Source organism: Pseudoalteromonas sp. GABNS16E, from assembly GCF_028598715.1.
Classification (GTDB): Bacteria; Pseudomonadota; Gammaproteobacteria; order Enterobacterales; family Alteromonadaceae; genus Pseudoalteromonas; species Pseudoalteromonas atlantica.
In genome coordinates this window covers 11,962-38,092 of record NZ_JAQREZ010000017.1, presented here as the reverse complement: position 1 = coordinate 38,092, position 26,131 = coordinate 11,962, and the positions used below count along the sequence as shown (strand labels likewise).

At 39.7% G+C, this 26,131-nt stretch carries 28 protein-coding genes; 20 read left to right on the top strand and 8 right to left on the bottom strand.

Going from position 1 to position 26,131, the window contains the following annotated elements:
• Positions 1–79: 79 nt before the first annotated feature.
• Complete coding sequence (locus PSI06_RS09180; RefSeq protein WP_273603597.1) at positions 80–1,000, top strand: 2-hydroxyacid dehydrogenase; 921 nt, start codon at positions 80–82, stop codon at positions 998–1,000.
• 96 nt (positions 1,001–1,096) lie between these two features.
• Positions 1,097–1,228, top strand: coding sequence for a hypothetical protein (locus PSI06_RS09175; RefSeq protein ID WP_273603596.1), 132 nt, complete (start codon positions 1,097–1,099; stop codon positions 1,226–1,228).
• Between the two features lie 148 nt (positions 1,229–1,376).
• Here PSI06_RS09175 and smrA read toward each other — a convergent pair whose 3' ends face one another.
• From smrA to PSI06_RS09160, 3 genes are all read right to left on the bottom strand, one after another.
• The gene (gene smrA, locus PSI06_RS09170) at positions 1,377–1,958 is read right to left on the bottom strand and encodes a DNA endonuclease SmrA (protein ID WP_273603595.1); all 582 of its coding nucleotides are present in this window, start codon (positions 1,956–1,958) and stop codon (positions 1,377–1,379) included.
• Between the two features lie 129 nt (positions 1,959–2,087).
• On the bottom strand, positions 2,088–2,333 hold the full coding sequence (locus tag PSI06_RS09165) for a hypothetical protein (protein ID WP_083901815.1): 246 nt from the start codon (positions 2,331–2,333) through the stop codon (positions 2,088–2,090).
• 106 nt (positions 2,334–2,439) lie between these two features.
• Positions 2,440–2,877: a hypothetical protein gene (locus PSI06_RS09160; RefSeq protein WP_096739284.1), complete on the bottom strand. Its 438-nt coding sequence runs from the start codon at positions 2,875–2,877 to the stop codon at positions 2,440–2,442.
• Between the two features lie 102 nt (positions 2,878–2,979).
• Between PSI06_RS09160 and PSI06_RS09155 the strand changes: the two genes are divergently transcribed.
• Positions 2,980–3,363, top strand: coding sequence for a response regulator (locus PSI06_RS09155; protein WP_004588354.1), 384 nt, complete (start codon positions 2,980–2,982; stop codon positions 3,361–3,363).
• Between the two features lie 110 nt (positions 3,364–3,473).
• On the opposite strand, the gene rpsT is transcribed toward PSI06_RS09155, so the two are convergent.
• A complete protein-coding gene (gene rpsT, locus PSI06_RS09150) occupies positions 3,474–3,734 on the bottom strand; it encodes a 30S ribosomal protein S20 (protein WP_004588355.1) in 261 nt (86 codons plus the stop codon).
• A 294-nt stretch (positions 3,735–4,028) separates the two neighbouring features.
• Between rpsT and murJ the strand changes: the two genes are divergently transcribed.
• The 13 genes from murJ to PSI06_RS09085 all read left to right on the top strand — a co-directional run bounded on the left by murJ (position 4,029) and on the right by PSI06_RS09085 (position 19,118).
• Positions 4,029–5,567 (top strand): murein biosynthesis integral membrane protein MurJ, encoded by a 1,539-nt coding sequence (gene murJ / locus PSI06_RS09145; protein WP_407073068.1) that lies wholly within the window; start codon positions 4,029–4,031, stop codon positions 5,565–5,567.
• A gap of 84 nt (positions 5,568–5,651) precedes the next feature.
• Positions 5,652–6,578: a bifunctional riboflavin kinase/FAD synthetase gene (ribF, locus tag PSI06_RS09140; protein ID WP_004588357.1), complete on the top strand. Its 927-nt coding sequence runs from the start codon at positions 5,652–5,654 to the stop codon at positions 6,576–6,578.
• Between the two features lie 29 nt (positions 6,579–6,607).
• Complete coding sequence (gene ileS / locus PSI06_RS09135) at positions 6,608–9,436, top strand: isoleucine--tRNA ligase (protein WP_273603593.1); 2,829 nt, start codon at positions 6,608–6,610, stop codon at positions 9,434–9,436.
• Between the two features lie 12 nt (positions 9,437–9,448).
• On the top strand, positions 9,449–9,949 hold the full coding sequence (lspA, locus tag PSI06_RS09130; protein ID WP_004588359.1) for a signal peptidase II: 501 nt from the start codon (positions 9,449–9,451) through the stop codon (positions 9,947–9,949).
• Entirely contained in the window at positions 9,946–10,386 is a 441-nt protein-coding gene (gene fkpB / locus PSI06_RS09125) for an FKBP-type peptidyl-prolyl cis-trans isomerase (protein ID WP_273603592.1), read from the top strand. The genes lspA and fkpB overlap by 4 nt, the downstream gene beginning before the upstream one ends.
• Positions 10,386–11,315, top strand: coding sequence for a 4-hydroxy-3-methylbut-2-enyl diphosphate reductase (gene ispH / locus PSI06_RS09120; RefSeq protein WP_029774112.1), 930 nt, complete (start codon positions 10,386–10,388; stop codon positions 11,313–11,315). Before fkpB ends, ispH begins: the two co-directional genes overlap by 1 nt.
• Before the next feature lie 40 nt (positions 11,316–11,355).
• Positions 11,356–12,390 carry a sensor histidine kinase gene (locus PSI06_RS09115; protein WP_273603591.1) on the top strand — a complete coding sequence of 345 codons (1,035 nt, stop codon included), beginning with the start codon at positions 11,356–11,358 and terminating at the stop codon, positions 12,388–12,390.
• Positions 12,387–13,091: a LytR/AlgR family response regulator transcription factor gene (locus tag PSI06_RS09110; RefSeq protein ID WP_273603590.1), complete on the top strand. Its 705-nt coding sequence runs from the start codon at positions 12,387–12,389 to the stop codon at positions 13,089–13,091. The genes PSI06_RS09115 and PSI06_RS09110 overlap by 4 nt, the downstream gene beginning before the upstream one ends.
• Before the next feature lie 265 nt (positions 13,092–13,356).
• On the top strand, positions 13,357–13,926 hold the full coding sequence (gene pilV, locus PSI06_RS09105; RefSeq protein WP_273603589.1) for a type IV pilus modification protein PilV: 570 nt from the start codon (positions 13,357–13,359) through the stop codon (positions 13,924–13,926).
• 1 nt (position 13,927) lies between these two features.
• Complete coding sequence (locus tag PSI06_RS09100; RefSeq protein ID WP_273603588.1) at positions 13,928–14,944, top strand: PilW family protein; 1,017 nt, start codon at positions 13,928–13,930, stop codon at positions 14,942–14,944.
• Positions 14,932–15,462: a pilus assembly PilX family protein gene (locus PSI06_RS09095; RefSeq protein ID WP_273603587.1), complete on the top strand. Its 531-nt coding sequence runs from the start codon at positions 14,932–14,934 to the stop codon at positions 15,460–15,462. The genes PSI06_RS09100 and PSI06_RS09095 overlap by 13 nt, the downstream gene beginning before the upstream one ends.
• Position 15,463: 1 nt before the next feature.
• A complete protein-coding gene (locus tag PSI06_RS09090; RefSeq protein WP_273603586.1) occupies positions 15,464–18,682 on the top strand; it encodes a PilC/PilY family type IV pilus protein in 3,219 nt (1,072 codons plus the stop codon).
• A gap of 10 nt (positions 18,683–18,692) precedes the next feature.
• Complete coding sequence (locus tag PSI06_RS09085) at positions 18,693–19,118, top strand: type IV pilin protein (protein WP_273603585.1); 426 nt, start codon at positions 18,693–18,695, stop codon at positions 19,116–19,118.
• 6 nt (positions 19,119–19,124) lie between these two features.
• Here the strand turns inward: PSI06_RS09085 and PSI06_RS09080 are convergent, their stop codons facing one another.
• Positions 19,125–19,655, bottom strand: coding sequence for a GspH/FimT family pseudopilin (locus PSI06_RS09080; RefSeq protein ID WP_273603584.1), 531 nt, complete (start codon positions 19,653–19,655; stop codon positions 19,125–19,127).
• Positions 19,656–19,733: 78 nt separating this feature from the next.
• Complete coding sequence (locus PSI06_RS09075) at positions 19,734–20,303, bottom strand: GspH/FimT family pseudopilin (RefSeq protein ID WP_273603583.1); 570 nt, start codon at positions 20,301–20,303, stop codon at positions 19,734–19,736.
• Between the two features lie 179 nt (positions 20,304–20,482).
• Between PSI06_RS09075 and PSI06_RS09070 the strand changes: the two genes are divergently transcribed.
• Complete coding sequence (locus PSI06_RS09070; RefSeq protein ID WP_004588371.1) at positions 20,483–20,821, top strand: P-II family nitrogen regulator; 339 nt, start codon at positions 20,483–20,485, stop codon at positions 20,819–20,821.
• A 235-nt stretch (positions 20,822–21,056) separates the two neighbouring features.
• Here PSI06_RS09070 and PSI06_RS09065 read toward each other — a convergent pair whose 3' ends face one another.
• Complete coding sequence (locus PSI06_RS09065) at positions 21,057–21,425, bottom strand: hypothetical protein (protein ID WP_024032265.1); 369 nt, start codon at positions 21,423–21,425, stop codon at positions 21,057–21,059.
• A 57-nt stretch (positions 21,426–21,482) separates the two neighbouring features.
• Between PSI06_RS09065 and PSI06_RS09060 the strand changes: the two genes are divergently transcribed.
• Both PSI06_RS09060 and ggt read left to right on the top strand, forming a co-directional pair.
• On the top strand, positions 21,483–22,019 hold the full coding sequence (locus PSI06_RS09060) for a GNAT family N-acetyltransferase (protein WP_096041391.1): 537 nt from the start codon (positions 21,483–21,485) through the stop codon (positions 22,017–22,019).
• A 95-nt stretch (positions 22,020–22,114) separates the two neighbouring features.
• The gene (ggt, locus tag PSI06_RS09055; RefSeq protein WP_273603582.1) at positions 22,115–23,788 is read left to right on the top strand and encodes a gamma-glutamyltransferase; all 1,674 of its coding nucleotides are present in this window, start codon (positions 22,115–22,117) and stop codon (positions 23,786–23,788) included.
• Positions 23,789–23,832: 44 nt separating this feature from the next.
• Here the strand turns inward: ggt and PSI06_RS09050 are convergent, their stop codons facing one another.
• Positions 23,833–25,035: an aromatic amino acid transport family protein gene (locus tag PSI06_RS09050; protein WP_096041392.1), complete on the bottom strand. Its 1,203-nt coding sequence runs from the start codon at positions 25,033–25,035 to the stop codon at positions 23,833–23,835.
• A gap of 206 nt (positions 25,036–25,241) precedes the next feature.
• Here PSI06_RS09050 and PSI06_RS09045 point away from each other — a divergent pair, with 206 nt between their 5' ends.
• Complete coding sequence (locus PSI06_RS09045) at positions 25,242–26,129, top strand: DMT family transporter (RefSeq protein WP_273603581.1); 888 nt, start codon at positions 25,242–25,244, stop codon at positions 26,127–26,129.
• Positions 26,130–26,131: the final 2 nt, after the last annotated feature.

Genomic DNA, 26,131 nt, shown 5'->3' with positions numbered 1-26,131 from the left:
CTTTTTAAAGAGCACATAACGAGCTGCTCAGTTGTTTATTAGTGTAGATAAAATTTATTCAATAAAATTAGGAGTTTCTATGTCGGTATTAGTAGCCATTACCGGGCGAGATAATACAAAGCTAATTGCAAAGCTAAAAGAGCTATTACCCAATGAAGAGATAATGCAATGGCCAGAGTGTAAAAAGCTCAACAATGTAGAGTTTGTATTAGCCTGGAATGCACCAGATGATTTGTGGCAGCAATTACCTAACTTAAAAGCGGTGTCATCGTTTGGGGCGGGTGTAGATAGTATTAATATGTCTTTATTGCCTAAAGAAGTAGACGTGGTTCGCATTGTTGATACTGAGCTTGCTCAAGATATGGCAGAGTACGTACTAGGCCATGTATTTGCGCACAAGCTGCGATTAAAAGAGTATTTTGTTAAGCAATCACAATGCAATTATAAACCTAAGCGCGCATATAAATATAATCACGTGGGTATTTTAGGCTTTGGTGAGCTAGGTAAAGCGTGCGCCAAAAAACTAACCCTGAATGGCTTTACGGTAAGCGCTTGGTCAAAAACTGAAAAAAGTGATGAGCAGGTGCATTTATATTCTCAGCAGCAAGGCCTTAATGAAATGCTGCCCACAATTGACTACTTGGTATGTCTACTGCCGCTAACAAAAGATACTAAGGGTATTATTAATGCCGATTTATTAGCTAAGTTACCGGCCCATGCGTGTGTAATTAACGTTGCCAGAGGAGAGCACCTAGTAGAGCAAGATTTAATAAACGCACTTAATAGTGAAATGTTAAGGGCTGCCACGCTCGATGTATTTACCCAAGAGCCGCTACCGCACGACCACCCATTTTGGCATAACGCTAAAATAACGATTACACCACACTGCGCCGCGTTATCTGATTTAAATAGCGTAACAGCGCAAATTGCAGAAAATATTAATCGCCTAAAAAGCGGCCTTACATTGAATAATCGTGTTAATAGAACAAAAGGTTATTAATAGATAGCAAAACAGTTTAACAAACAGCTTGTTAACATTTGTAATTTTAATTATTGTGAAGCTTAGTCACTAAAATAAAAATAATAAGAGTAACGTATGAAATCAAGTCAAGGCGGAGTAAAACTAAGTTTAGTAGTGGTTTCTATTATAGTGCTAGGCGTGTCTGCTTGGTTTAACCAAGCAAGTGCCGATCAAGTGCCACAAAGTGAAACTTCACAAAGTGAATAGGCGTATTTGTAGGCACATTATAAAAAGTGGGCTCTGTTAATTTGTTTTTGGCTTAATAAAGCCAGATCATTAAAGAGTACCCACCTTTCATTAGGTCATTTAATTACTAAAGTGCGCTTCGTTACTGGTATTTAGTAAAATAAGTTAATTAGTACCGTTTAGCATGGATCTCTCGGTTTTCATGCTTTTTCTCATCACTTTTTTTAAGCAACACATACGTTGCGCCACTGCCACCATGGTGCTTTAAAGCGGTATGATACGCTAGTACCGCAGGTAGAGCCTGTAGCCACTTATTAACATAGCTCTTTAGTATACCGGGCTTAGCTTTATTTTTTATACCAATGCCATGGCGAACTAGTACAACGCGAATGTTTCGCTGGTGGCAATCAGTAATAAAGTTAAATAATGTTGTGCGTGCGTTTTTAAGTAATTGGCCATGCAAATCTAAAGTGGCATCAACTTGGTATTTAGCTAAGCGTAAGTTTTTAAATACTGCGCTTTGTACGCCATCTTTTTTAAAACTGAGTAATGCATGCGGGTCTAAAAGCTCTACATGCTCAGATTGTAAGTAATTTTCGTCATTCGCAAGGCTAAGCTCGGCAGCTTTGCGTTTTTCTTGTTGGGCAAGGGTGGCACTGAGATTACTTGCAAGGGGAGTTACAGTATCGTGGTTTATAGGCTTTACATCTTCCATAGAAGATAAAAATAAATCGAAATCAGATAAAGACATAGTAAGACCTAAATGAGGATTAATACGAGATAAATTTTATCTTAGTTCAATCTGTTCCCCAAGCCTTTTAATTTTTTCAAATAAAAAAGCCCAGCAAGGCTGGGCTATAAAATATTCTAAGGGGAAATGTTAACTCTGCGTTACATTAAATTGTCCAAACGTATATACTTTGAACAAGTAAAATGTATTGATCAACACTAAACTCATATTCGAAATAACACTCGACGACATTAAATCCAAGCTAAAAGACAAAAATAACAGACCACATGCACTAATCGCTGCAACACGCAGTATTGTTATGTGGTTAATAAAGAATGCACCTAAACCTAGTGCAAGTAATACAGTGTTTAAAAGCCAATCTAGCTCGTTTAGCATGGTCGTTTCAATAGTTCAGTTGTTGAAAAAAGGAGCGCCATTATGTTGATCTTTTGCACACCTTTCAACCAAGTAATTTTAAATTTTCAGATTAGTTTTTTTAATGCTAAATATAGCTAGCTAGTGCTGCAAAAAAGCCATTATTTTTTATTAGTTGGTACTTTTGACAGCTTTGCGGCGCCTTCATATCTGCGCATAAATAAAGGGCATTACGCTTCTCGTCTAGCTGCGGGTGTAAGTTTGAATCAAGTAATGTGCGGCCATATCCAAAGACCCCTGGCCAATAAATACTTTCGCTCACTAACCCTAATTTTTTATAGGTGAGCAAAGTTGGTTTTGGAAAAATAATGGCTACAGCAAAAATGATAGCCAGCGTAATAAGTAACCCTTTTTTAGACTTTACAGGCTGCTCCGCTGGGGTTGATGTTGGGTTAGCTGAAGATTGCGGTGCTGTTTGCGGCCTATTGCGGGGCTTTTTTACAGGGGTTTTTCTTTTTTGTGGTGTTTTACCAAGCAATGATTGTTTTTTTGTGTTGTTTGACATAAAGCAAATCTGGCCTTTTGAGCGTAGGTCTCTATAATAAAATGATTAAATATCTAATTATATAATAACTTATACAATGCTTTTAGCCTACGAGGAAGATACATGGATACGCAGCTATCAATTTTAATAGTAGATGATGTTAGCACAGTGCGTAGTTTTTTGAGCCAAACGCTCATGCACTTAGGAATAGAAAACGTTAAAGAGGCTTCAACGGCTAAACAATGCATTAGCGAATGCCAAGCAGCTAATTACAATATGATTTTTTTAGATATTGAACTGCCTGACGGCGATGGTAAAGAGTTAATCGCGCAAATTAATGATATTAACCCTGAAACTAATGTGGTGATGGTGTCGGCCCATTCAGCAGTAGAAAATGTTAAAGAAGCCATTGATAAAGGTGCTAAAGGATTTGTGGTTAAGCCATTTACGCCTAAAAAAATTGCGGCCATGTTGAAAAAGTTTTATCCCGATTTGGAAAACGTTTAACCAGCTTTAATAGTAATGCGTTAAATTAGCTTAAAGTTTAGCGGATTGCTAAATACCAAATTTAGATATAAAAAAACCGGCCTAGGCCGGTTTTTTAATCATAAAACAAATTATAGCGCTTTAATTTTAGCTGCTAAACGGCTCTTATGACGAGCTGCTTTGTTTTTATGAATTAGACCCTTAGTTGCGTAACGGTCTAGGATAGGTGTAGCAACAGAGAAAGCTTGCTGTGCAGCTTCTTTATCGCCAGCTTCAATAGCAGCGGTTACTTTTTTGAAGTAAGTACGCATCATTGAACGACGGCTTGCGTTGTGCTGACGGTTTTTTTCGCTAGTGATAGCGCGTTTTTTTGCAGACTTGATGTTAGCCAAGGTTTGCTCCTAACAATCTTAAATAAAGCTTAAATTAAAGGCCGTGGAATATGCCTGTTTTTATCATGAATGTCAATTTAAATTTAACAACTCAAGAAAAACTGCTCCTTATAACGAACATCAATTTGCCGCTTTAGCAGTTAATATTGCTATTGTAACAAAGCACAGACGCCCAGCCTAGTGCTTTAAAGCGATTTATAAAAAAGACTGTGGCATAATTGCGCTAACTAAAGGTTTTTAAGTAGGTTTAAGGTGTCAAAAGGATTATTTCGCTCCGGTATGATTGTAAGTTGTATGACAATGATATCGCGTATTTTAGGGTTAGTACGAGACGCTGTCGTTGCAAACTTATTAGGTGCTAGTGCAGCTGCTGATGTTTTTTTGTTTGCTAACCGTATTCCCAATTTTTTACGCCGTCTATTTGCAGAGGGGGCCTTTGCTCAGGCATTTGTGCCTGTACTTAGTGAAATTAAAGAACACCATGGCGATGATAAAGTTAAGTTATTTGTAGCACAGGCTGCCGGTACGCTGGGCACTATTTTGCTTTGTGTGACTATTTTTGGCGTTATTGCCTCGCCTATTATTGCCGCGTTATTTGGTACTGGCTGGTTTATAGATTGGTGGCAAGGTGGCCCTAATGCAGAAAAGTTTGTGCTGGCAAGCTCATTATTAAAGTTAACCTTTCCGTATTTGTTATTTGTTAGTTTGGTAGCACTTAGCGGTGCGGTAATGAATGTGTATAACCGTTTTGCAGTGGCTGCTTTTACGCCCGTATTACTTAATGTTTCAATTATTACCTGCGCCATTTTATTGCACGACAAATTTAGCGTGGGGGCGTATGCGTTAGCTATTGGTGTATTTGTGGGCGGAGTGGTGCAATTGTTGTTTCAGTTACCATTTTTATACCGAGCAAAAATGCTGGCACGTCCTCGCTGGGCGTGGCAAGACGAGAACGTTAAAAAAGTGCGTAAGCTTATGCTACCGGCATTATTTGGTGTTTCAATAAGCCAAATTAACCTCCTGCTCGACACCATGATTGCCTCGCTATTAATGACGGGCTCTATCGCATGGCTTTATTACTCAGATAGGTTAATTGAGTTTCCACTTGGTTTATTTGGTATTGGTATTGCCACTGTTATTTTACCTGCACTTTCTAAATTACATAGCAGTAAAAAGCTCAGTGATTTTCAGCATACGTTAGATTGGGGTGTGCGTTTTGTGATTTTTTTAGGCATACCCGCCATGGTTGGTTTAATGATTATAAGCCCGCTTATCATTACTGTGTTATTTGATCACGGCGCATTTAAAGACGCTGATGTTGATCATGTTAAAGCGGTAAGCCTAGGGGTGGTTGCCTACTCGGTAGGGTTAGTTAGCTTTATGCTTATTAAAGTATTAGCGCCGGGTTTTTACTCGCGCCAAGATACCAAAACACCTGTGCGCATTGGTATTATTACGCTGGTGCTTAATATGGTATTTAATATTATGTTAGCCCCGTTTATAGGATATTTAGGGCTTGCTTTAGCAACGTCTATGTCGGCCAGCTGCAATGCTTTTTTACTTTACAGGCAACTTAAAAAAGAAAACGTGTATCAGTTCTCTGCAATGAGCCTGCGCTTTAGCGTAAAGTGCATAGTGGCAAGCTTGGTAATGGGCGCTCTAACGTGGTACGTCAGCAGCCGTTATTATTGGGCTACATGGCATTTTTCTGAGCAAGTAATGTTGTTAATTGCATTGCTAGTAATTGCTGCAATAAGTTACTTTGCGGTGCTGTTTTTACTTGGTGTAAGACTAAATACGATAAAAAGTGTAGCAACTACTGAATCAAACTAAAAAAAAGATTATAATCGGCAGCCCTGTGGTTTTGAACGATTTTAAAGTCGTTAATAATACTCGCTGAAAAAGGCATTAGGTGGCATGGAGTTAATTAGAGGTATACACAATATTCGAGCGCAACATTATGGTTGTGTGTTGACTATTGGTAATTTTGACGGTGTGCATTTAGGCCATGGCGAAGTGTTAAAAGGGCTGTTAGCGGATGCCAAAGCACATAACTTACCCAGTACTGTGATGTTATTTGAGCCGCAGCCGCAAGAGTTTTTTGCTAAAAACAATGCGCCAGCTCGACTTACTCGGTTACGCGACAAACTCAGATTACTAAGTAACTTAGGTATTGAGCGGGTTATTTGTATTAGCTTTAACCAACAATTTGCCAATATGCACGCTGAGCAATTTGTTAGTGATATTTTAATTAAAAAGCTAGGCGTTAAAGCACTCACAGTAGGTGATGATTTTAAATTTGGTAAACAGCGCCAAGGGAATTTTAATTTACTGCTCAGTATGGGCAAACAAGCGGGCATGGATGTAAAAAGCACCGCGAGTTTTCGCCAATTAAATGCTAGAGTAAGCAGCACACTAATACGTGAAGCATTAGCCGCAGGCGACTTAGAAAATGCTAAGTTAATGCTAGGGCATAATTATGCTATTTCAGGGCGTGTAATACATGGTTGGAAAAGAGGGCGAGAGCTTGGTTTTCGAACTGCAAATATAGCGCTTAAACGCCAAGTTTGCCCTGTAAATGGGGTGTTTGCCGTAAAAGCAAACATTGCCGGGAAACACGTTTATGGGGTAGCCAATATTGGTAACAAGCCCACTTTTAATGGAACTCGTGCTTTGTTAGAAGTTCATCTTTTTGACTTTGCACAAGATATATATGGACAGTTTATGCACGTGGAGTTAATAAAAAAACTTCGCGATGAGAAAAAATTCGAGACATTAACACAGTTAACGGCACAAATTGCAACCGATGTTGCCGCCGCAAAACAGTGTTTTGGTTTAAATTAGGTAGCCGATAGATACGGAAAGTAGGATTAATGAGCGACTACAAACATACTTTGAATTTACCGGAAACACAGTTTCCAATGCGTGGCAATTTGGCACAACGTGAACCAAAAATGCTTAAAGCATGGTATGAAGACGACCTGTACGGTCAAATTCGCAGCGCTAAAAAAGGTAAAAAGACCTTTATTTTGCATGACGGCCCTCCGTATGCAAACGGCGATATCCATTTAGGCCACTCAGTAAATAAAATTTTAAAAGACATAATTGTTAAGTCTAAAACTTTATCTGACTTTGATGCACCTTATGTGCCTGGTTGGGACTGTCATGGTTTGCCAATTGAGTTAATGGTTGAGAAAAAAGTAGGCAAGCCTGGCGTTAAAGTAACCGCGAGCGAGTTTCGTGAAAAATGCCGTGCTTACGCTAAAAAGCAAGTTGAAGGTCAAAAAGTAGACTTTAAACGTTTAGGTGTGTTTGGCGATTGGGACAAACCTTACTTAACAATGAACTATGACTTTGAAGCAAACGCTATTCGCGTGCTTGGTCGTATTATTAAAAATGGCCACCTTCATAAAGGTGCAAAGCCTGTGCATTGGTGTACAGACTGTGGCTCTGCATTAGCAGAGGCAGAAGTAGAGTACCAAGATAAGCAATCTCCAGCGATTGACGTACGTTTTACATTTGCAGATCAAGACGCAGTTGTTAACGCCTTTGATTTAGCCGATGGCCATAAAGGCCAAGGCAGTGTAGGTACTGTTATTTGGACTACAACACCGTGGACCTTACCCGCTAACCGTGCGGTAGCAGTGCATGCAGATTTAGAGTACGCCTTAGTACAAGTAGATGATGAAGGCTCACAGCAACGTTTAATTTTAGGCTCAGAGCTTGTTAAAGATGCAATGGACCGTTATGGCTTTAATCATTTCCACGTACTAGGTTATGTTAAAGGTGCAGCACTTGAACACTTACACGTTGCTCACCCATTTTACGATTTTGATGTACCGGTAATTGTAGCTGACCACGTTACTACTGACTCAGGTACGGGTGTGGTACATACCGCGCCAGGCCATGGTCAAGAAGATTTCGCGGCAGGCTTAAATTACAATCTTGAAGTAGCAAACCCTGTGGGCGCGAATGGCGTTTACCTGCCTGGTACAGAATTATTTGCTGGTCAGCATGTATTTAAAGCAAATGCCAGTGTAATTGAGGTACTAACAGAGCGCGGTGCTTTAATGCATCATCATGCGCTTACGCATAGCTACCCGCATTGTTGGCGCCACAAAACGCCTATTATTTTCCGTGCTACACCGCAGTGGTTTGTAAGCATGGATCAGGCTAACTTACGTCAAGACTCGTTAAGCGAAATTAAAAACACCCAATGGTTGCCAGAGTGGGGCGAAAGCCGCATTGCGAACATGGTTGAAGGTCGCCCAGATTGGTGTATTTCACGCCAACGTACTTGGGGTGTGCCAATTGCTTTATTTGTTGATAAAGACACTGGTGCTTTACACCCAAATACGCAAGCGCTTATTGAGCAAGCTGCAGAGCTGGTAGAAAAATCAGGCATTCAAGCATGGTATGACCTAGAGCCTGCCACCTTGTTAGGCGAAGAAGATGCCAAGCAATACATGAAAGTACAAGATACGTTAGATGTATGGTTTGATTCGGGCGTAACACATGCGTGTGTTGTTGATGCACGTGAAGAGTTAGCTGGCCCAGCCGATTTATACCTAGAAGGTTCTGATCAGCACCGTGGTTGGTTTATGTCATCAATGATGACCTCAGTTGCTATTAACGGTCACGCACCTTACAAGCAAGTACTAACGCACGGCTTTACCGTAGATGAAAACGGCCGCAAAATGTCAAAATCGTTAGGCAACGTTATTTCACCACAAAACGTGATGAATAAACTTGGCGCTGACATTTTACGTTTATGGGTAGCTTCTACCGATTACACCGCCGAAATGACGGTATCGGATGAAATATTTAAACGCTCTGCAGATCGTTACCGCCGTATTCGTAACACTAGCCGTTACTTGTTAGCTAACTTAAGTGGTTTTGATCCAAAAACAGACCAAGTTGCTGTTGATGATATGGTTGAGCTTGATAAGTGGATTGTTGGCCGTGCAGCCCAATTACAAGAAGAAATTTTAGCAGCTTACGATAGCTACCAAATGCTATTAGTAACGCAAAAGCTAATGAACTTCTGTACAGGTGAGCTTGGTTCGTTCTACTTGGATGTAATTAAAGACCGCCAGTACACAGCAAAAAGCGACAGTCATGCACGTCGTTCTTGTCAAACTGCGCTTTATCATATTGCTGAAGCAATGACTCGTTGGATGGCACCAATTATGAGCTTTACAGCTCAAGAAATTTGGGAAGCATTACCGGGCGAGCGTAGCGATTACGTATTTACATCGGTATGGTACGACGGTTTACACGCACCGACAAACAGCCAATTTAGCAACGATGACTGGCAAGCGATTCTAAATGTACGTGACGAAGTAAACCGCGTACTAGAAGCAGCCCGTAAAGAAGAAGTAATTGGCGCAACGTTACAAGCAAGCGTTAACTTATACGCCGAAAAAGCACTGGCTGATAAGTTAGCAGCATTAGGTGATGAACTACGTTTTGTATTACTAACGTCTGCGGTCACTGTATCTGCAGTAGATAGCCAGCCAAGTGATACACAAACAACTGAAATTGAAGGTTTGTACATTAGCGTAGCAGCTACAGATGCAACTAAATGTGAGCGTTGTTGGCATTACAGCGATGATGTAGGTTCAGAGCCTGCACACCCTGAAATTTGTGGTCGTTGTGTAAGCAATGTTGACGGCGAAGGTGAAAAGCGTCAATTCGCTTAGGAGCTTTACTCAGTGAGCAAACTAGCCCAAAAAAGTGGTTTAGTGTGGCTTTGGTTAAGTCTATTACTGCTTGTAATAGACTTTGCCACTAAAACACTTGTTGTAAATACCATGGCTTATCAAGAGTCGATTAATTTACTGCCTGTTTTTAGTATTACCTACGTACATAACTATGGAGCGGCCTACAGCTTTTTAAGTGAAGCGGGTGGCTGGCAACGTTGGTTTTTAAGTTTTATTGCCATTGCTATTAGTGCGCTATTAGTGTGGTGGTTAAAGCGTTTACCAGCGACAAATAAAATATTATGTAGTGCTTATGCGTTAGTGCTTGCTGGCGCTATTGGTAATTTATATGACCGTGTTGCTTATGGTTATGTAATTGACTTTATACATGTGTTTTATAAAAACTCGCATTTTCCAGTATTTAATATTGCCGACTGTGCAATTTGTATTGGTGCCGCATTATTATTATTTGATGCCTTTACAGGCGAAAGTCCGAAGGAGCATAAAGCATGAGCCAAGCTGTAATTGGTGATAACTCAGAGGTTATTTTTCACTTTTCTATTAAACTAGAAGATGGCTCTGCCGCAGACTCAACCAAGGTGCATAATAAACCAGCCAAGTTAACGATGGGTGATGGCAGCTTAACGGCTAATTTTGAAAAGTGCTTACTAGGTTTAAGTGCAGGCGAAAGCAAAACGTTTGAGTTAGAACCAGAAGACGCCTTTGGCCAACCTAATCCAGATAATATTTACTATGTAGAACGCAGTAAATTTGGTGCAGAAACGCCAGCTAAAGTCGGCGCAATTATTGCCTTTACTCAGCCAGATGGTACTGAGCTGCCAGGACTGGTACGCGAAGTACAAGGTGAGTCCGTTACTATAGATTTTAATCATCCGTTAGCAGGTCAACGTTTAACGTTTGAAGTAGATATTATTGAGGTGCAAGGCTAATGGATATTTTATTAGCGAACCCGCGAGGCTTTTGTGCAGGGGTAGACCGTGCAATTAGCATAGTAGAGCGCGCTTTAGATATTTTTGAAAAGCCAATTTACGTACGCCACGAGGTCGTTCATAACCGCTACGTAGTAGATGGTTTAAAAAACCGTGGTGCCGTATTTGTTGAAGAGCTAGACCAAGTACCTGATGACAGCATTGTTATTTTTAGCGCCCACGGTGTATCGCAAGCAGTACGCTCAGAAGCTAAACGCCGCGATTTAAAAGTATTTGACGCAACATGCCCATTAGTTACTAAAGTGCATATGGAAGTAACGCGTGCGAGCCGTAAAGGTATTGAGTGTATTTTAATTGGTCACCATGGTCACCCAGAAGTTGAGGGTACTATGGGGCAGTATGACAATAACGACGGTGGTATTTACCTTGTAGAAACCGCAGAAGATGTTGCCAAACTTAACGTTAAAAATGCTGATAACCTATTTTATTGTAGCCAAACAACGCTCTCAGTAGATGACACTGCAGATGTAATTGATGCGCTGCGCGAAAAATTCCCAGCAATTGATGGCCCGCGAAAAGATGACATTTGCTATGCGACACAAAACCGTCAAGATGCTGTGCGTGATTTAGCAGACAAAGTAGATGTGTTATTAGTTGTGGGGGCAAAAAACAGCTCTAACTCTAATCGTTTACGTGAACTTGCAGATAAAATGGGCACAACCGCTTATTTAATCGATGATGCAACAAATGTTGAAGCACAGTGGTTTGGCGAAACTAACGCTGTGGGAGTAACTGCGGGGGCTTCTGCGCCAGAAGTGCTTGTACAACAAGTTATTGCACGCTTAAAAGAGCTAGGCGGCAAGCAGGTAGTTGAAAACCCTGGTGAAGAAGAGAATATCGTATTTGCGGTTCCTGTTGAGCTGCGTTAATCTATATAAATTAATTATTTAGATTACAAGGAGAGCCGTTATGAGCAAGTTGCCGCAAGGTGAAACATTGCTTTTTTCGGCTCTTTTTAATGAGCGCGGGGTACTTGCCACGCTTATTGTTACCCAAGTTGTTGCTACTATCTTAGCGTTTGCTCCTTTTGTTGAGGGGGATAGCTGGCAAAGCCTTGGCGTAATTAGTTTATTTTCTCATATGACCGTTTTGGTCAGTATTTCTGCTTTATACTCTTTTCGGGGGGTTTTACAAAAAAAGCCGCAAACCACCCAACTTTTTGCTTTTTTTATTTCCTTTTTAGTCAGTACCGCTCTATTTAGTGTGCTGTGTGCCCGCTACTTTTTAGATATTACAAATAATGAAACGAGTATTTATTTTGTATTACGAAACTGCTTAATTGTTTTTTTGATCACGGCTTTATTTGTACAGTTTTTACTGATTTATTTTGGAAAAGAGCAGCAAACAAAAGCGCTCTCGCGCGCGGAGCTTGATGCTTTGCAAGCCAGAATTCGCCCTCATTTTTTGTACAATAGCCTTAATACCGCCGCCGAGTTAACACATCATGATGCCGATGCTGCAGAGCAAGCAATACTTGCGCTTGCGGCGTTGTCGCAAGCGGCTATGCGCTCGGGACAGCGCGTTTCTCTCGAAGATGAGCTGACCTTATCAAAACAATATGTTGCGCTGGAAACTTGGCGCTTTGGCAGTCGTTTAAAGCTTAATTGGCAAGTGCCTGCTGATTTACCAGATATTAGTATTCCGTGCTTAACCCTTCAGCCGTTAATAGAAAATGCGGTGTGTCATGGGGTAGAGCCCAGTGAAACAGGGGCCGTTATTAGTGTAGAGCTACACGTCACAACAGGGTATTTAACATTGATTGTTTCTAACCCGATCACTCATAATGAGGCGTTAAAAAGACCAAATAACGGCATGGCACTTGAAAATATTCGCCAGCGATTGTTTATATATTACAAAGAAAAAGCCCAACTAACGATCACACAAAAAGAGGATGTATTTAGAGTAAAAGTGGTGATCCCTAAGCAGTTTGAGAACCCCCAATGAATGTTGTAATTATTGATGATGAACCGCTAGCTCGCGCTAGAATAAAGCGGCTACTGCAGCACAACGAGCATATTTTAGTTAAAGGCGAAGGTGATAACGGCGCGCAGGGGCTTGCCATTATCAAGCAGGTTCATCCCGATTTGGTTTTTTTAGACATAGATATGCCGGGTATTAATGGCCTAGAGGTAGCGCAGCAACTCAATACGCTGAGCGTGCCACCGGCAATAGTATTTGTAACGGCTTACCCCGAGCATGCACTTGATGCGCTACAGCTCAGTGCCGCAGGATACTTAGTAAAACCCGTTACTGAACAGGCATTAAATAAAGTGTTAGCACAAGCAGGGCGTTTAAATAAAGCGCATATGCAAAAGCAGCAATCTACAAAAATTAGTTATCAGCTTGGTGGCACAATAAAAAGTATTGAACTTGATCAAGTGTATTACTTTAATGCCCAAGAAAAATACACCAATATGGTATTTAAAGAGGGCGAGGCCCTAATTGAACAAAGCTTAAAACAACTTGAGCAACGCTTCCCAACGCAATTATTACGTATTCACAGAAACACGCTCATAAACAAACAAAAGCTTGTTGCCTTGCATACCCAAAGCCCTGGTGTACATAGCGTAGAACTAGCCGGATGTAAGGAGCAATTAAGCGTAAGTAGGCGAGAGCTAAAAACAGTAAAAAATGCGCTAAGTTAGAGCCTGTTATGTTTTAGGTTGAATTTTTAGTAGGTTGCTTGGCTTTTTAAGTAAGGCAGAGGCCGCTATTGAGCCCACTAAATTAGCAGCATTGCGCTGGAGTTAAATCGCCTCCAGATAGAGTAACTTTAATCATCAATTAGCTCAATTGGCTTGATGCTGTTAACCGTTTATCAACAAATTTAACCGCTTGTCCTAGTATATATTGCATCTACATTTTCAATGCATAAACTTATAATCAGATAAAATTTATTTGGTTTTTACTATGCATTCACCTCACAAAAAACCTCAAAAAGGCTTTACCTTAATTGAAGTGCTGATTGCGTTTATTATTTTAAGCTTTGGCTTATTAGGCGCTGTTGCACTGCAAGCAAAAGCTAAGCAGGCAAGCTTTGACTCTATGCAGCGCGCAGCCGCGGTGGCGTTAGGAAATGATATTATTCAGCGCATTAGAGCAAATGATACCATTGCATCTATTAAAAAGTATGGTGAGTCTGAAATAGATAGCAGCGGCGCACTTGCTACAACTGATTCTTCTTGTTTTGGAAAAACCTGTGATTCATCAGGGATAGTGGCTATGGATATAGTGCAATGGAAGCGAGCTATTCAAGCTCGTGAAAATACAGGAACTTTAGATGATGCTACAATATGTATCAATCAAACATTAGCAGCAGATACTGGAGGTAAAGGGTTTAACATTGAAGTAATCATATCATGGCAAGGTCGCCAAGAGTTTAATGCGAATGCAGTTACAAAAAAGGTTACTTGTGGTAGTGAAGCTAATAACAAACGCCGTTTAGTGGTTTTAACCAGTTATATATATGTGAGGAGTTAACATGAAGCAAAAAGGGTTTACTCTTGTAGAGGTTATGATTTCACTATTTATTGGCGGTTTGATTTTGGGCGGTGTCATGTTTACTTTTACCAGTATGAAAACAACTACGAAAGACACAATGTCAATAGGCGAGCTACAAGAGTCAGGTCGTTTAGCCATTAATATTATGCAGCGCGATATAGAGCAAGTGGGCTTTTGGGGAACTTATTACGATGATTCATTTACTGCAGCAAACACAACGGTTACCGCGACAGGGGTCGCAGATGATTGCTCAGAGGGAGATAATAACGGCAGCTTTCCAAGTTTAACCAGTAGTACTAGTAGTAATTTTCGTACTATTTATGCAAAAACGACTACCAGAAAAGATAACCTAAATTGCATAAAAGATGGCATTATTCCTGCCAATGATAAAGAGACCGATATACTTCAGCTCAAGTTTTTACAGGGTGATCCTCAATATGATGCTGTAGCAGGTACTAATACTACGAGCGATAAAATAAATTATTTTATCGCAGAACAAGAACAAGCACGCTTTGTAACCGGCAAATATATCCCGACAAATATCAATGCAACTATTTGGCCATACAGTCATCACGTTTATTATATTAAAGAAGAAGAATATTTAGTAAATAATCAAAAAATAAAAGTTCCCGCATTAAGACGAAAACGATTAGTAAATGGAAAAATGACCTCTGAAACGATAATGGAAGGGGTCGAAAATATGCGTTTTTTGTTTGGATTAGACACGAATAGCGACAGTCGAGTTGATACTTACAAAAGCCCCAGCACAATTACTGCTGCTGAATGGGAAAACCGCAAAGGTATTTTAACGGTGCAAGTTTTTTTATTAATCCGTGCACTTCAACCAGACTCTGGAATAAAACTTAAAAACCAAAAATATACTTTAGGTGAGGGAGCTGGGAAGCGAGAATTAAATTTTAATGATAACTATAGAAGAACAGTTTTTACTACAACTATTCGTTTAAGTAATGTTGGAGGTAATTTATGGAAAATCTAAAGTCTTTGCCAACCAAGCAGCAAGGTGTCGTGCTTATCACTGCATTAATAATGGTAATAGCTGTAACTGGTATCGCAGTTACCCTTATGAGTAGTAGTACGATTGATATTAAAATTACCAATGCAGCGCAAGAGCGAGAAGTTGCAGAAAATCAATTGATTGGCGAAGTGTTAAGAGTCATTGCGTCAGAAGCTAAAAAAGGGGCTGATAGTGACTTTTTTCTTACTCCAGATGAAACCGCCACAGATTCAGGTAAGCTTGATGGTGATGGTAATAAAATAATGATACCCGAGAAGGATATTACAGAGCCAGGACACGAAATGAAGAGCATAATGACGAATTTAAATAATGGTTCGCTAGAGCTTAATTGCCCTCGTAGTTATAGTTTTACAGCGGGTGTTTCATGCAATATGGTTCAAGTATCCACTACGATAGAATATGGCTCTAAAAGCAAGCATCAGTTAACTATTGTAACAGGTATAGCCCAAGAAATGGCCAGTACGGGTAAGGGGATTTAAGATGAAATTTAAACTTTATATCGTACTCGTTTTATTATTTACATCAGTAATTAATATGCATGTATACGCTGAGGATATTGAGCTTTATGTAAATAAAGATGCTAATTCAGATGAAAAACCGCGAGTACTATTAATTTTTGATACTTCCGGAAGCATGGCTTGGTCTTCAAGCACTGGGAGGAGCGATTGTTACGGTTCATGTGTTAGTCGGCTCGAAGCTGCTCAAGATGCTATGAGTAAAGTAGTCGATGATAATAAAGATTCAATCGATTTCGGATTAATGCGCTTTAATGGAACCAATGGTGGCTATGTATTAAATGGCATTGGTAGTTCGCCCGATTACATAAAAGAATCTATTAATGATCTGCCTGCAAGTGGGGGGACTCCATTAGCTGAAACACTGTGGGAGGCTTATTTATATATTACAGGAAAAGAGTTGAATTATGCTCTTCTGGTAGATCGAGATAAAAGAGATGCAGGTATCGAATCTGCAATTATTACCCAAGAACAAGTTCTAAAATGCGAAGATGTTGTTTACTACAACAAGAAGGGTAAAAAAAAGACTAAGAAAGTATGCAACTATGTTTTAGAAGATGTCGTTTCTAGTTACTCTTATATATCACCTTTTGCTGATAGTGTGGCTGAAGCTAAGCGCTGTGATAATTCAGTAAATATTATTTATATGACTGATGGAGACCCATCTTTGGGAAGTGATAATGACAGCGATATTGACATTAGCGTTGAGCATAATAAGTATTTTGGTCGTTATTTAACTACCGGTGATCGCTATTATTACAACATGCTGCATCAGCTTGCTAAAGTTATTCATGGAACAGGCGACACTATTGTTGATTTGTATCCATCTACTCCCGATATTAATGAAACAGGGCGTCTATATACCATCGGCTTTGGTTCTGGTATGACTGAAAAAGGTCAAAACTTATTAAAACTAGCTGCAACATTAGGTGGTGGTAAAAATTTACCTGCAACTACACCAGAAAAGCTTTCTGAAGCTTTAAACAATGCCGTAGCGGAGATCAGACAGGAAAACAGTACTTTTACAGCCCCTTCTGTAGCGAGTAATAATGTAGATCAAACGCGTAGTCGAGATGCCATATACTTGGGTATGTTTTACCCTGAAAAACATACTAGATGGCGTGGTAATCTAAAAAAACTGAAATTATCAGGTAACAAAGTTATTGATTCCAAGGATATAGAAGCGTTTGATAGTGATGGCCTTATCAAAACGAGTGCGCATACATTTTGGAGTGCTGATGGAACCCCCGATGGCAGCTCTGTAAAAGAGGGGGGAGTCAATGCAGCAATAATAAGCAGTGACAAAACTCGAAATATACTTACAAACGCAAATACGAATGCATTAATAGATTTTAGTCTTGATAAGATTAAAAATGCCTATGATACTAATAAAAAAGCAGCTCTTGTTTTTGATGTAAATGAATCTGACCTAAAAAATACTATAGACTGGGCGCGCGGAGTTGATGTTGATAATGAATTTTCATCATCAGCAGTGCGCGGTGATATATTTGGTGATCCACTTCACTCAAAGCCGGTTGCAATAGACTATGGTAACGGTGACATTCGTATTCTAATTGGCACTAATGCTGGTTTTTTGCATATGTTTAAAGACGATGATACGAACAATAAAGTTAGTGAAAGTTGGGCGTTTATCCCATCGGAATTATACAAAATTATTAAGCCGCTTCGAAAAAAAGAGAGTAGTAAAAAATACGGCATCGATGGACCTATTAGCGTTTATTTCAACAATCAAAGCCTAAATGGTGATGGTTTAAATGATGGAACTATTAACGCAACTAAAGGCGATCAAGTTTGGGCTGCGGTAGGTATGCGCAGAGGCGGTCGTAATTATTATGGTTTGGATATTACAAAGCCAGACTTTCCAAGTTTAATGTGGACTATTAAAGGTGGTGAAGGGGAATTTAAAAACCTTGGCCAAACGTGGTCTAAACCCCAAGTTGCTTATATAAAATCAAAAGGGAATACACCCCTTTTAATATTTGGGGCTGGTTATGATACCAATAAAGATTCGAATGATGCCGATAAGCCTAATATAAAAACTGAGGACGAAGTAGGTCGTGGTATTTATATTGTTAATGCAAAAACAGGCGAAAAAGTTTGGATTTTAGCACCTAAGGGAGATGCATCTAAGGATGCTGAATTTAATGGGAAATATAGTATTGCTGGCGATGTAACCTTATTAGATTCAGATTATGATGGCTATACAGACCGGATATATGCAGCAGATACCGGTGGAGGTATTTGGCGTATAGATATATCAGATGAAGGCAAATTTAGTCATTTTCAGTTAGCAGATCTTGGTAGTGATGCCGATAGGCGTTTTTTTTACAAGCCCGTAGTGGCGAGAACTATATTTAGTAAAGTAACTATAACCGATGATGGTGTAGTCACTCGATTAGATACACCTTATGATGCAATTGTGATTGGTAGTGGAAATCGTTCAAATCCTAATGGAGGAGGTACTGCTGATGAATTATTTATGATTAGAGATGAAAATACAGTTACGAAATCATTTGAAGGCATAGAGCCTATTGTTATCAAGCCTGCTGATTTAATGAACATGAATGATGACCCATTTGGTAGTGCGCTGAATAATAAAGCAAGTTTTATTGAATTAGAAGCCGAATTAGGCGGTGATTTTAAAGGGTGGCGTTATAAACTCGCTACTGGTGAAAAGTCGTTAGCTGCAGCAACTGTTGTTGGTGGGGTTGCTTATTTTACATCTTTTACTCCTACATTGGATTCATCAATTAAAAACCAATGTTCATTAAGTGGAGGAGGGGGCTCTCTTTACGCATTTCATTTGCACTACGGTACAAAAGTTTATGACGATCTGAAATTTGCTACAAGTACTGAGGTACCAGATACACCTCAACTTTATTTTGGTTCTTCATGTGCAGATAGTGATGATAATGGTAAGTGCGATGATGCTCCTGATGAGGAAGTAAAAAGTCAGTTTTACTTAATTGGCCCAGGGATTAAAGGTGAAAATGCTGAAAACCCGCTGCAACCACTTGAAATTACAGGCCCAGGATTAAAAGTTGTAGACGATAAAATACAACTTGTTAATGACAAAGCATTAGGGTTTGGATTTAAAACACAGCAAACGTATATATATAAGCGCGAAGAAAATGATGAAAATATACAGAACGAAGACGATTAAGGCGGCTTAAATGATAAAAAAACAACGTGGTTTTACCTTAATTGAGCTAATGATAGCCGTTGCTATCGTCGGCATAATCGCTGCAATTGCGCTGCCTAATTATACTGAATATGTCAAACGTGCTTCTCGCGCTGAAGCTGCTGCAGCATTATTAGATGCAGCAAATAAGCAAGAGCAGTATTATGTTGATAATAGGGAGTATACAGAGAAATTTACTGATTTAGGGCTACAAAGTAAAACTGAGAATGGACATTTTGAATTAACAATTAAAGTGACCGATACAAATTCTTTTACAATCACTGCAAAGCCTGTGGCAGGGGCGGTAAAAGATGATGATGATTGCACTGCGTTATCTATAACTGATATAGGTACTAAAGGCGCGCAAGGGGCAAAAACAAACGATGGAAATGATGTTGACTCCTGTTGGGGAAGATAAGTAGAGTTATTTTTTCTGGCATTTATCAGTTGATTTGATGCGAATTCTACCCGTTTGACTTACAGATAAAGCCAATCCTTCGAGATTGGCTTTATCGCTATTGGGGCAATATATAAAAGTCCCATTTTGAAAACCATTTAAAGAGCCATCGGGACGAAATGTAATAGCATTTCGAGGGTACTCTAAGGTATCAGCATCATGAACATTATCGAAAGTACTTAGGAGTAACTCATCATCATCTAGAGTCGTTGACTTATCTTTGTCAATAAACAATGACATTTGGCTATTCCATTCACCTTTTGTGCACTGACTTTCTTTTAGTGCACAAAGTGTTACGTAAGTCCCATTTTCAATTGCGTAAAGTCTACCGTAATTTATATTTCTGTGTAGGAGATTTATATGATTGTCTAAGCGATTTTTAGCTAAAAAATCGGGGTAAAACCACATAGATAACTGGCTTATAATGCTGACAATAGCCATCGATACCATTAGTTCAAGAAGCGTTACTCCTTTATTTTTTAATATAGATAATCTCATCCTTGAAGACCTGAGTTAATAAATGATTAACTCATTCTAGTAAATGAAACAAATATAACAAGTTAGGTTGCTGTTTTTTTAATCGCACGTTTCTTCAATATCACCACGATAAAAAGCTGTACCAGAGACAGATACGTTTAATGCTTTATTGTTTTTGTTATTACTATTAGGACAATAAATAAAACCGGTCAAATCATCTATTTTTGGGTCGTTAAGGTTCGTTGTAATGCGTCCGCTAGTATCAAAACGAAGGTAGCTATCGCCCGTAAATTTTATTTTGTCATTAGAAGGTATACTCGACATTACACGTATTAGGCTATCATTCGCACTATTATAGTTATCGTTATCATTAGTATCGATGAATAAGATTGCAGTGCTAGCTGAGCCCCAATCACTTTTGCATGTATGATTGGAGGTGCTGAGTGGCTTCGTACTGAGAACAGGACAGACAATTACAATTTCATCTGTACTGGCGGCTTGTGAGCGAGCAAAACTAATATTGCGCTTTAGTTCAAGCAAGAAGTTCTCAGCGCGGTTTTCCTCAAGCATATCGCTACTGTCCCAAAGAGCTATAGAGGCAATAATACCGACTATGGCTACTGCCACCATGAGCTCTAATAAAGTTAAACCGGTTTGGAATTTTTTCATATTATTTATACCTACTACATTTGTTATTATTATAGCTAGTTGAGAAAGATTTATAATTCAGACTTATAAATAATTATACCACGCTTGGTTGTTTTATCATCGAATTCAATTGCTTTGTTTGCTATGAACTCCATGATTGTCTAAAATCGAGGCAACTAAAGCTTTAATAAGTAGTGAGCATGAAAAAAATAGAAGCAATCATCAAACCGTTTAAGTTAGACGACGTACGCGAAGCCCTATCTGATGTAGGTATTACGGGTATGACTGTAAGTGAAGTAAAAGGTTTTGGTCGTCAAAAAGGTCACACAGAACTTTACCGTGGCGCTGAGTACATGGTGGATTTTTTACCTAAGGTAAAACTTGATATTGTGCTAACCGATGAAGATGTTGAGCGCGCTATAGAAGTAATAGTAAAAACAGCGCAAACAGGCAAAATTGGTGATGGTAAAATATTTGTCACAGATGTTGAGCGTGTAGTACGTATACGCACCGCAGAAGAAGACGAAGAAGCAATTTAATTATAGTAATAAGTGCATAAATAAAAAGGCTGCAAATAATGTTATTTGCAGCCTTTTTTTGTAAATACTATTTAATACCAATCAGCAATAATAATTAAGTATTTTAAGGGGCTAAGCCTCACGCAAAGTGCGTTAAAACGCTTGTTAAGAACACCTAAATAGCAATTTTCACTTACTAAACAATGCTTTTACCCCAAAGCAAATTACTTAATTAAATGAATTAATATCAATAATATTACTGTTTTTCAGCATGTTCTTCACGCGCTTCTTCAATTTCTTCAGCGATTTCTTGCGCTTTTTGCTTCGTTTTTTCGGTTAATTCACCGGCTGCTTCTTTGCTTTTTATCCATGCATCAACGGCAATCTCTTTGCCATCGTCGTACATGTCTAAGCCCATTGCTTTACTTTGTTCAAGCAGCTCATTTAATGACTCATCATTTTTAAGCTCTGTAGCTTTATCTTTTACATCGTTCCATGTATCACCAAGCTGCTCTTGCATTTGCGCGCTTTTATCTTTTGCATCTTCTTGTACTTCCTGAGCATCTTCACAGCCCGTTAGTGTAATTAAAGTGCCTAATAAAGCTAAACCTGCTAATTTGTTCATGTGCTATCTCTCCTTAGAGACAAATAATTAATTCCACTTAATAATAGAACAGCGAAGATGAACACACCTGTAACAACACGCTTAAATTTCAAATTAATGAATGAACACGATTGGCCGCTGCTGCATGAACTAGATCAAGACCCCGCGGTAATGAAATACATAAACCGAGGAACGCCTTCGACATTAAAACAAATTAAAGAAATAGGGATCCCCAGAATGCTTGCCTATAAAAATGCAAACAAAGGCTGGGGACTGTGGAAAATCACCCTTAAAAAAGAGGACTCTTTTATAGGGTGGGTGCTTGTTAGGCCTATGCACTTTTTTACTCAAACTCCCGATTTTACAAATATTGAAATAGGGTGGCGCTTTAAGCAATCTAGTTGGGGACAGGGTTATGCAACGGAGGCGGCTAGTGCATTATGTAACGCCTTAAAAATACAGCCAGAGATAAAAACACTATCGGCAATGGCACTGGCCGATAATAAAGCTTCAATTAGCGTCATGCAAAAGCTGGGATTTACCTGGGTTAAAAACTATATACACACTGATGAACAAGGCGATTTGGATGCCGTTTTATACGCAAAGGCGTTATAGCATACAAAAAATTACTTGTATAAACATTGACCTAACGTTCTGTGGTATGCATAAATGAGCCAAGCGAGATTCAAATAATAAAGTAAGGATGTTTTATGGGGTTATTTTTTCGACCAAGCCGGCTCATTGTTAAGAGTGTGTTGATTGCACAATTTTGTATATTTAGCGTGCAGGCGGAGCAAGTTACTAAAAGCGCTGTCGCAATGCCTGACTCGTTTAGTGCAGATACAGCACAAGCTATTTTAGAGCAAGGTGGAAATGCCGTTGATGCGGCTATTGCTGCGCAATTTGTATTAGCGGTAACGCTTCCCGAAGCCGGAAATATTGGCGGGGGAGGCTTTATGCTTATTCAAAAAGAGGGAAAAGGCGACTTTATAGACTATCGCGAAACCGCTCCCCAAGCAGCGCACAGAGATATGTATTTAGATGCCAAGGGCGATGTAATTAAAAACAAGTCAATTTATGGTATTCACGCAAGTGGTGTACCAGGGAGCGTAGCCGGTATGTGGCTGGCGCATCAAAAACACGGCACCTTAAAATGGCAAACATTAGTACAGCCAGCGGTTACCCTAGCAGAGCAAGGCTTTAAAGTGCCGCCCAAATTGGCTCAGGGGGTTGCACAATACATTGCTCATCTAGACAAACAAAATATAAATGTAAATTTTAAACACTATTTTGCAGATATAAAAGCAAATCAGGTTTTTAAACAGCCTGAGCTAGCCGCTACTTTAAAACGCATAAGAGATAACGGTCAAGACGGGTTTTATAAAGGCGAAACAGCCCGCATTATTGCCAACTTTATGCACCAGCACGGCGGCATTATTAACCAAACTGATTTGGCTAATTACACGGCTGTGTCGCGCACGCCGATTAAAGCTAACTGGAACGGTTATGAAGTATTAACCTCTCCACCGCCAAGCTCTGGCGGAATAGCTATTTTGCAGTGGCTAAAAATGTTTGAGCTTAAAAAAAGCGAAATGGGGCTGGTACATAACTCTACTCAATACGTGCATTTACTTGCTGAAATAGGTAAACGTGTGTTTGCCGATAGAGCTGAGTACTTGGGCGATCCGGACTTTTTTGATGTACCAGTGACTGAGCTTACTCATATTGATTACCTAAAAGCGCGCAGTAAAGATATTTCTTTAACAGCTATTTCAACGACCGAAAACATAAAACCAGGCCTCAAAGAAAGTGAGCAAACCACGCATTTTTCTATTATTGATAAAATGGGTAATGCGGTGGCCAATACCACAACGATTAATTTAAGCTTTGGTAGTGGTGTTGTGGTTGAAGGGGCAGGCTTTATATTAAATGACGAAATGGACGACTTTAGCGCTAAACCTGGGGTAATGAACGCCTTTGGTGCGCTCGGCGGTAAAGCCAATGAAATCCAGCCACAAAAGCGTATGCTTAGCTCAATGTCGCCAACCATACTGCTCAAAAACAACAGCGTTAAAATGGTCACAGGCTCGCCTGGGGGCACAACAATTATTAGCTCGGTGTATCAATCTATTTTAAATGCGGTTGAATTTAACATGGGCGCCAACGATATTGTTAATAGCACGCGGTTTCATCATCAGTTATGGCCTAAAAACGTGATCAGAACACACGCACGGCTCAGTGAAAACACACAAGCTGAACTTATAAAAATGGGCTACACACTGGATGAGCGCCGCTTTGGCGATTTGCAGGTTATTGTAAATAAAGACGGTGAGTTACAAGCAGCTTCTCAGGCTACAGGCCGTGGTGAGTCTCGGGTATTTTAACATTTTTAACTAACCCCTTTAAGCTAAAGGGGTTAGTTTTGTTATTAACCAATAGCGGGTACTAATCCCAACATTTGCATAAATTGGGCGACAATAATTACAACGCCGCACAGCCCTGCCACCGCTAATCCCATATTACCACTTCGCACTTGGTATCCCGTTTGAGGGCCCGATTTACGCTGCTTATACACCATAGAAACCGGTAAAAATATTGCTAATACCACAAGGGCGATGGCTGCATAGCCTAGCGCCATTATAAATCCCTGAGGGTAAAATAACGCAAACCCTAAAGGGGGAATAAAAGTAATTAGTGCGGTTTTTATTCTTTCTGATTTGGTGTCGCCTTTATTAAATGCATCAGCAAAAAAATCAAATAACCCTAAGCTAACACCTAAAAAAGAGGTGGCCAATGCTAAGTCGGCAAACAGTGTAACAGCGCTTGTTACCTGCGGATTATGCGCAATATTTGCCACACTCTCTACAAAGCCTGTTAAGCCATTACTATTGAGTAAATCACTTTGCTGCATAATCCCTTGGCTAAGCAGTTGCCAAAAAATATAAATCACTAAAGGTAAAGCAGCCCCTGCAATCATTACCTTACGCAATACTTTTGTTTCCAGCCCCACATACTTAACAATTGACGGAATAGAGCCATGAAAACCAAATGAGGTAAAAATAACGGGTAAGGCAGATAAAATCAGCCCTTGCTCAACGGGCATTTCAAGTAAGTGCTTACCTTGTACATAGGGTGTAAGCATATAAAACAAGCTGCCTAATACTAAAATTTTAATCGTAAATAACACGCGGTTAAGTTTATCTACTTTACTGGTGCCTAAAGTAACCACGCTACCTATTACAATGGCCAAAACAATAGAGGCAATTTGGGGCGCTATGTTTATGCTCAAATCACTACTAATACGCGACTGCAACTGCGCGCCACCCCCGGCTATATAGGCTGCGCACAGGGCGTAAAACAAAAATATCATCGAAAAGTTAGCAACGTACTGGCCGCGTTTTCCTAACCAGCGCTTTGCTAAGGTGTTTAACGTTGCATCTCTAGGGGCGTATTGGTGGAGCTCTAGCATTAATAAAGCGGTGTAGGTCATCAATAACCAGCTGGCTATTATCAGTGCAAGCGCGGTATTAAATCCAAGCCCTGCAGAGGCAATTGGCAATGCCAGCATACCTGCGCCTATGGTGGTGCCTGCAACAATTAACATGCTGCCTATTGTTTTATTTTTAAGCACTTAACTATCCTAAAATGTGTGAGAGGCACTCAAGATATAACTAGTTACTTAAAACATAAATAGTTTTGCAATAAATGTCGGTAAATAATAATGTAACTATGAATTTACAGCTGTATTTAGACGTTTATATATGTACTGCGTATTACTTTCGCGCGTATAATTTACTTTAATAGGGTTTCTACCTCCTCAGTGCAAAGGAATGGCGTGTGCCAGTTAAATTATCTTATTTACTACTTGTCATTATTTGGTGTACTACGCCTCTAGGTATTGTATGGAGCAGTGAAACTGTAGCACCAACCCTCGCCGTTTTAATGCGCATGATTATAGGCTTATTTGTTGCTGGGTTAATTGTTGCTATAGCCAATATTCGTGTACCTTGGAGCAAAAACGCGTGCACGTTATATACATACTCCAGTTTGGGTATTTTTGGCGGTATGTCATTAAGTTACATGGCTGCTACCACAGTACCTTCAGGTATTATTTCATTAGTGTTTGGCCTTGCGCCTATTCTCTCTGGCTTTTTAGCACAAAGGTTACTTAATGAGCCTAAATTTAGTCCTATTAAATTAATAGCGCTGAGCTGTGCATTAATAGGCCTTTATTTTGTAAGTTATAACCAGCTACAAACCTCACAAACTCAGGGCATAGGGCTGATGTATGTGTTATTGGCGGTTACTTTATTTAGTCTCAGTGGGGTGATGATCAAACGTGTAAAAATTGCTATTCACCCTATGGCAACCACTTTTGGAGCGCTGGTTTTTGTTACTCCTTTATTTGGACTGTTGTGGTGGCTGGTAGATGGGCAAATAAGTATGGATTATTGGAGTGCTCGCTCGTTATGGAGTATTGTGTATTTAGGTATTTTTGGCTCGATTGTAGGGGCTCTAGCGTATTTTCATGTATTACAAAAGTTAAACGCCAGTACTGTAGCCTTAAGTAGTTTAATTACACCAAGTTTTGCATTAGCGCTAGGCGCATTACTTAATAACGAGCCTTTAAGTCAGGAGCTTATTATAGGAGCCATAATTATATTTTTGAGCCTAACGTTTTTTCAGTTTGGCGATAAGCTCATAAAGCGGCGCAGCAGTAGTTAGCA

What these genes read in the sequence shown, in the direction of transcription:
- PSI06_RS09180 (WP_273603597.1), top strand. Translation starts at nt 80, where the DNA reads ATGTCGGTATTAGTAGCCATTACCGGGCGAGATAATACAAAGCTAATT.
- PSI06_RS09175 (WP_273603596.1), top strand. Translation starts at nt 1,097, where the DNA reads ATGAAATCAAGTCAAGGCGGAGTAAAACTAAGTTTAGTAGTGGTTTCT.
- smrA (WP_273603595.1), bottom strand. Translation starts at nt 1,958, where the DNA reads ATGTCTTTATCTGATTTCGATTTATTTTTATCTTCTATGGAAGATGTA.
- PSI06_RS09165 (WP_083901815.1), bottom strand. Translation starts at nt 2,333, where the DNA reads ATGCTAAACGAGCTAGATTGGCTTTTAAACACTGTATTACTTGCACTA.
- PSI06_RS09160 (WP_096739284.1), bottom strand. Translation starts at nt 2,877, where the DNA reads ATGTCAAACAACACAAAAAAACAATCATTGCTTGGTAAAACACCACAA.
- PSI06_RS09155 (WP_004588354.1), top strand. Translation starts at nt 2,980, where the DNA reads ATGGATACGCAGCTATCAATTTTAATAGTAGATGATGTTAGCACAGTG.
- murJ (WP_407073068.1), top strand. Translation starts at nt 4,029, where the DNA reads ATGACAATGATATCGCGTATTTTAGGGTTAGTACGAGACGCTGTCGTT.
- ribF (WP_004588357.1), top strand. Translation starts at nt 5,652, where the DNA reads ATGGAGTTAATTAGAGGTATACACAATATTCGAGCGCAACATTATGGT.
- ileS (WP_273603593.1), top strand. Translation starts at nt 6,608, where the DNA reads ATGAGCGACTACAAACATACTTTGAATTTACCGGAAACACAGTTTCCA.
- fkpB (WP_273603592.1), top strand. Translation starts at nt 9,946, where the DNA reads ATGAGCCAAGCTGTAATTGGTGATAACTCAGAGGTTATTTTTCACTTT.
- ispH (WP_029774112.1), top strand. Translation starts at nt 10,386, where the DNA reads ATGGATATTTTATTAGCGAACCCGCGAGGCTTTTGTGCAGGGGTAGAC.
- PSI06_RS09115 (WP_273603591.1), top strand. Translation starts at nt 11,356, where the DNA reads ATGAGCAAGTTGCCGCAAGGTGAAACATTGCTTTTTTCGGCTCTTTTT.
- PSI06_RS09110 (WP_273603590.1), top strand. Translation starts at nt 12,387, where the DNA reads ATGAATGTTGTAATTATTGATGATGAACCGCTAGCTCGCGCTAGAATA.
- pilV (WP_273603589.1), top strand. Translation starts at nt 13,357, where the DNA reads ATGCATTCACCTCACAAAAAACCTCAAAAAGGCTTTACCTTAATTGAA.
- PSI06_RS09100 (WP_273603588.1), top strand. Translation starts at nt 13,928, where the DNA reads ATGAAGCAAAAAGGGTTTACTCTTGTAGAGGTTATGATTTCACTATTT.
- PSI06_RS09095 (WP_273603587.1), top strand. Translation starts at nt 14,932, where the DNA reads ATGGAAAATCTAAAGTCTTTGCCAACCAAGCAGCAAGGTGTCGTGCTT.
- PSI06_RS09090 (WP_273603586.1), top strand. Translation starts at nt 15,464, where the DNA reads ATGAAATTTAAACTTTATATCGTACTCGTTTTATTATTTACATCAGTA.
- PSI06_RS09085 (WP_273603585.1), top strand. Translation starts at nt 18,693, where the DNA reads ATGATAAAAAAACAACGTGGTTTTACCTTAATTGAGCTAATGATAGCC.
- PSI06_RS09080 (WP_273603584.1), bottom strand. Translation starts at nt 19,655, where the DNA reads ATGAGATTATCTATATTAAAAAATAAAGGAGTAACGCTTCTTGAACTA.
- PSI06_RS09075 (WP_273603583.1), bottom strand. Translation starts at nt 20,303, where the DNA reads ATGAAAAAATTCCAAACCGGTTTAACTTTATTAGAGCTCATGGTGGCA.
- PSI06_RS09070 (WP_004588371.1), top strand. Translation starts at nt 20,483, where the DNA reads ATGAAAAAAATAGAAGCAATCATCAAACCGTTTAAGTTAGACGACGTA.
- PSI06_RS09065 (WP_024032265.1), bottom strand. Translation starts at nt 21,425, where the DNA reads ATGAACAAATTAGCAGGTTTAGCTTTATTAGGCACTTTAATTACACTA.
- PSI06_RS09060 (WP_096041391.1), top strand. Translation starts at nt 21,483, where the DNA reads ATGAACACACCTGTAACAACACGCTTAAATTTCAAATTAATGAATGAA.
- ggt (WP_273603582.1), top strand. Translation starts at nt 22,115, where the DNA reads ATGGGGTTATTTTTTCGACCAAGCCGGCTCATTGTTAAGAGTGTGTTG.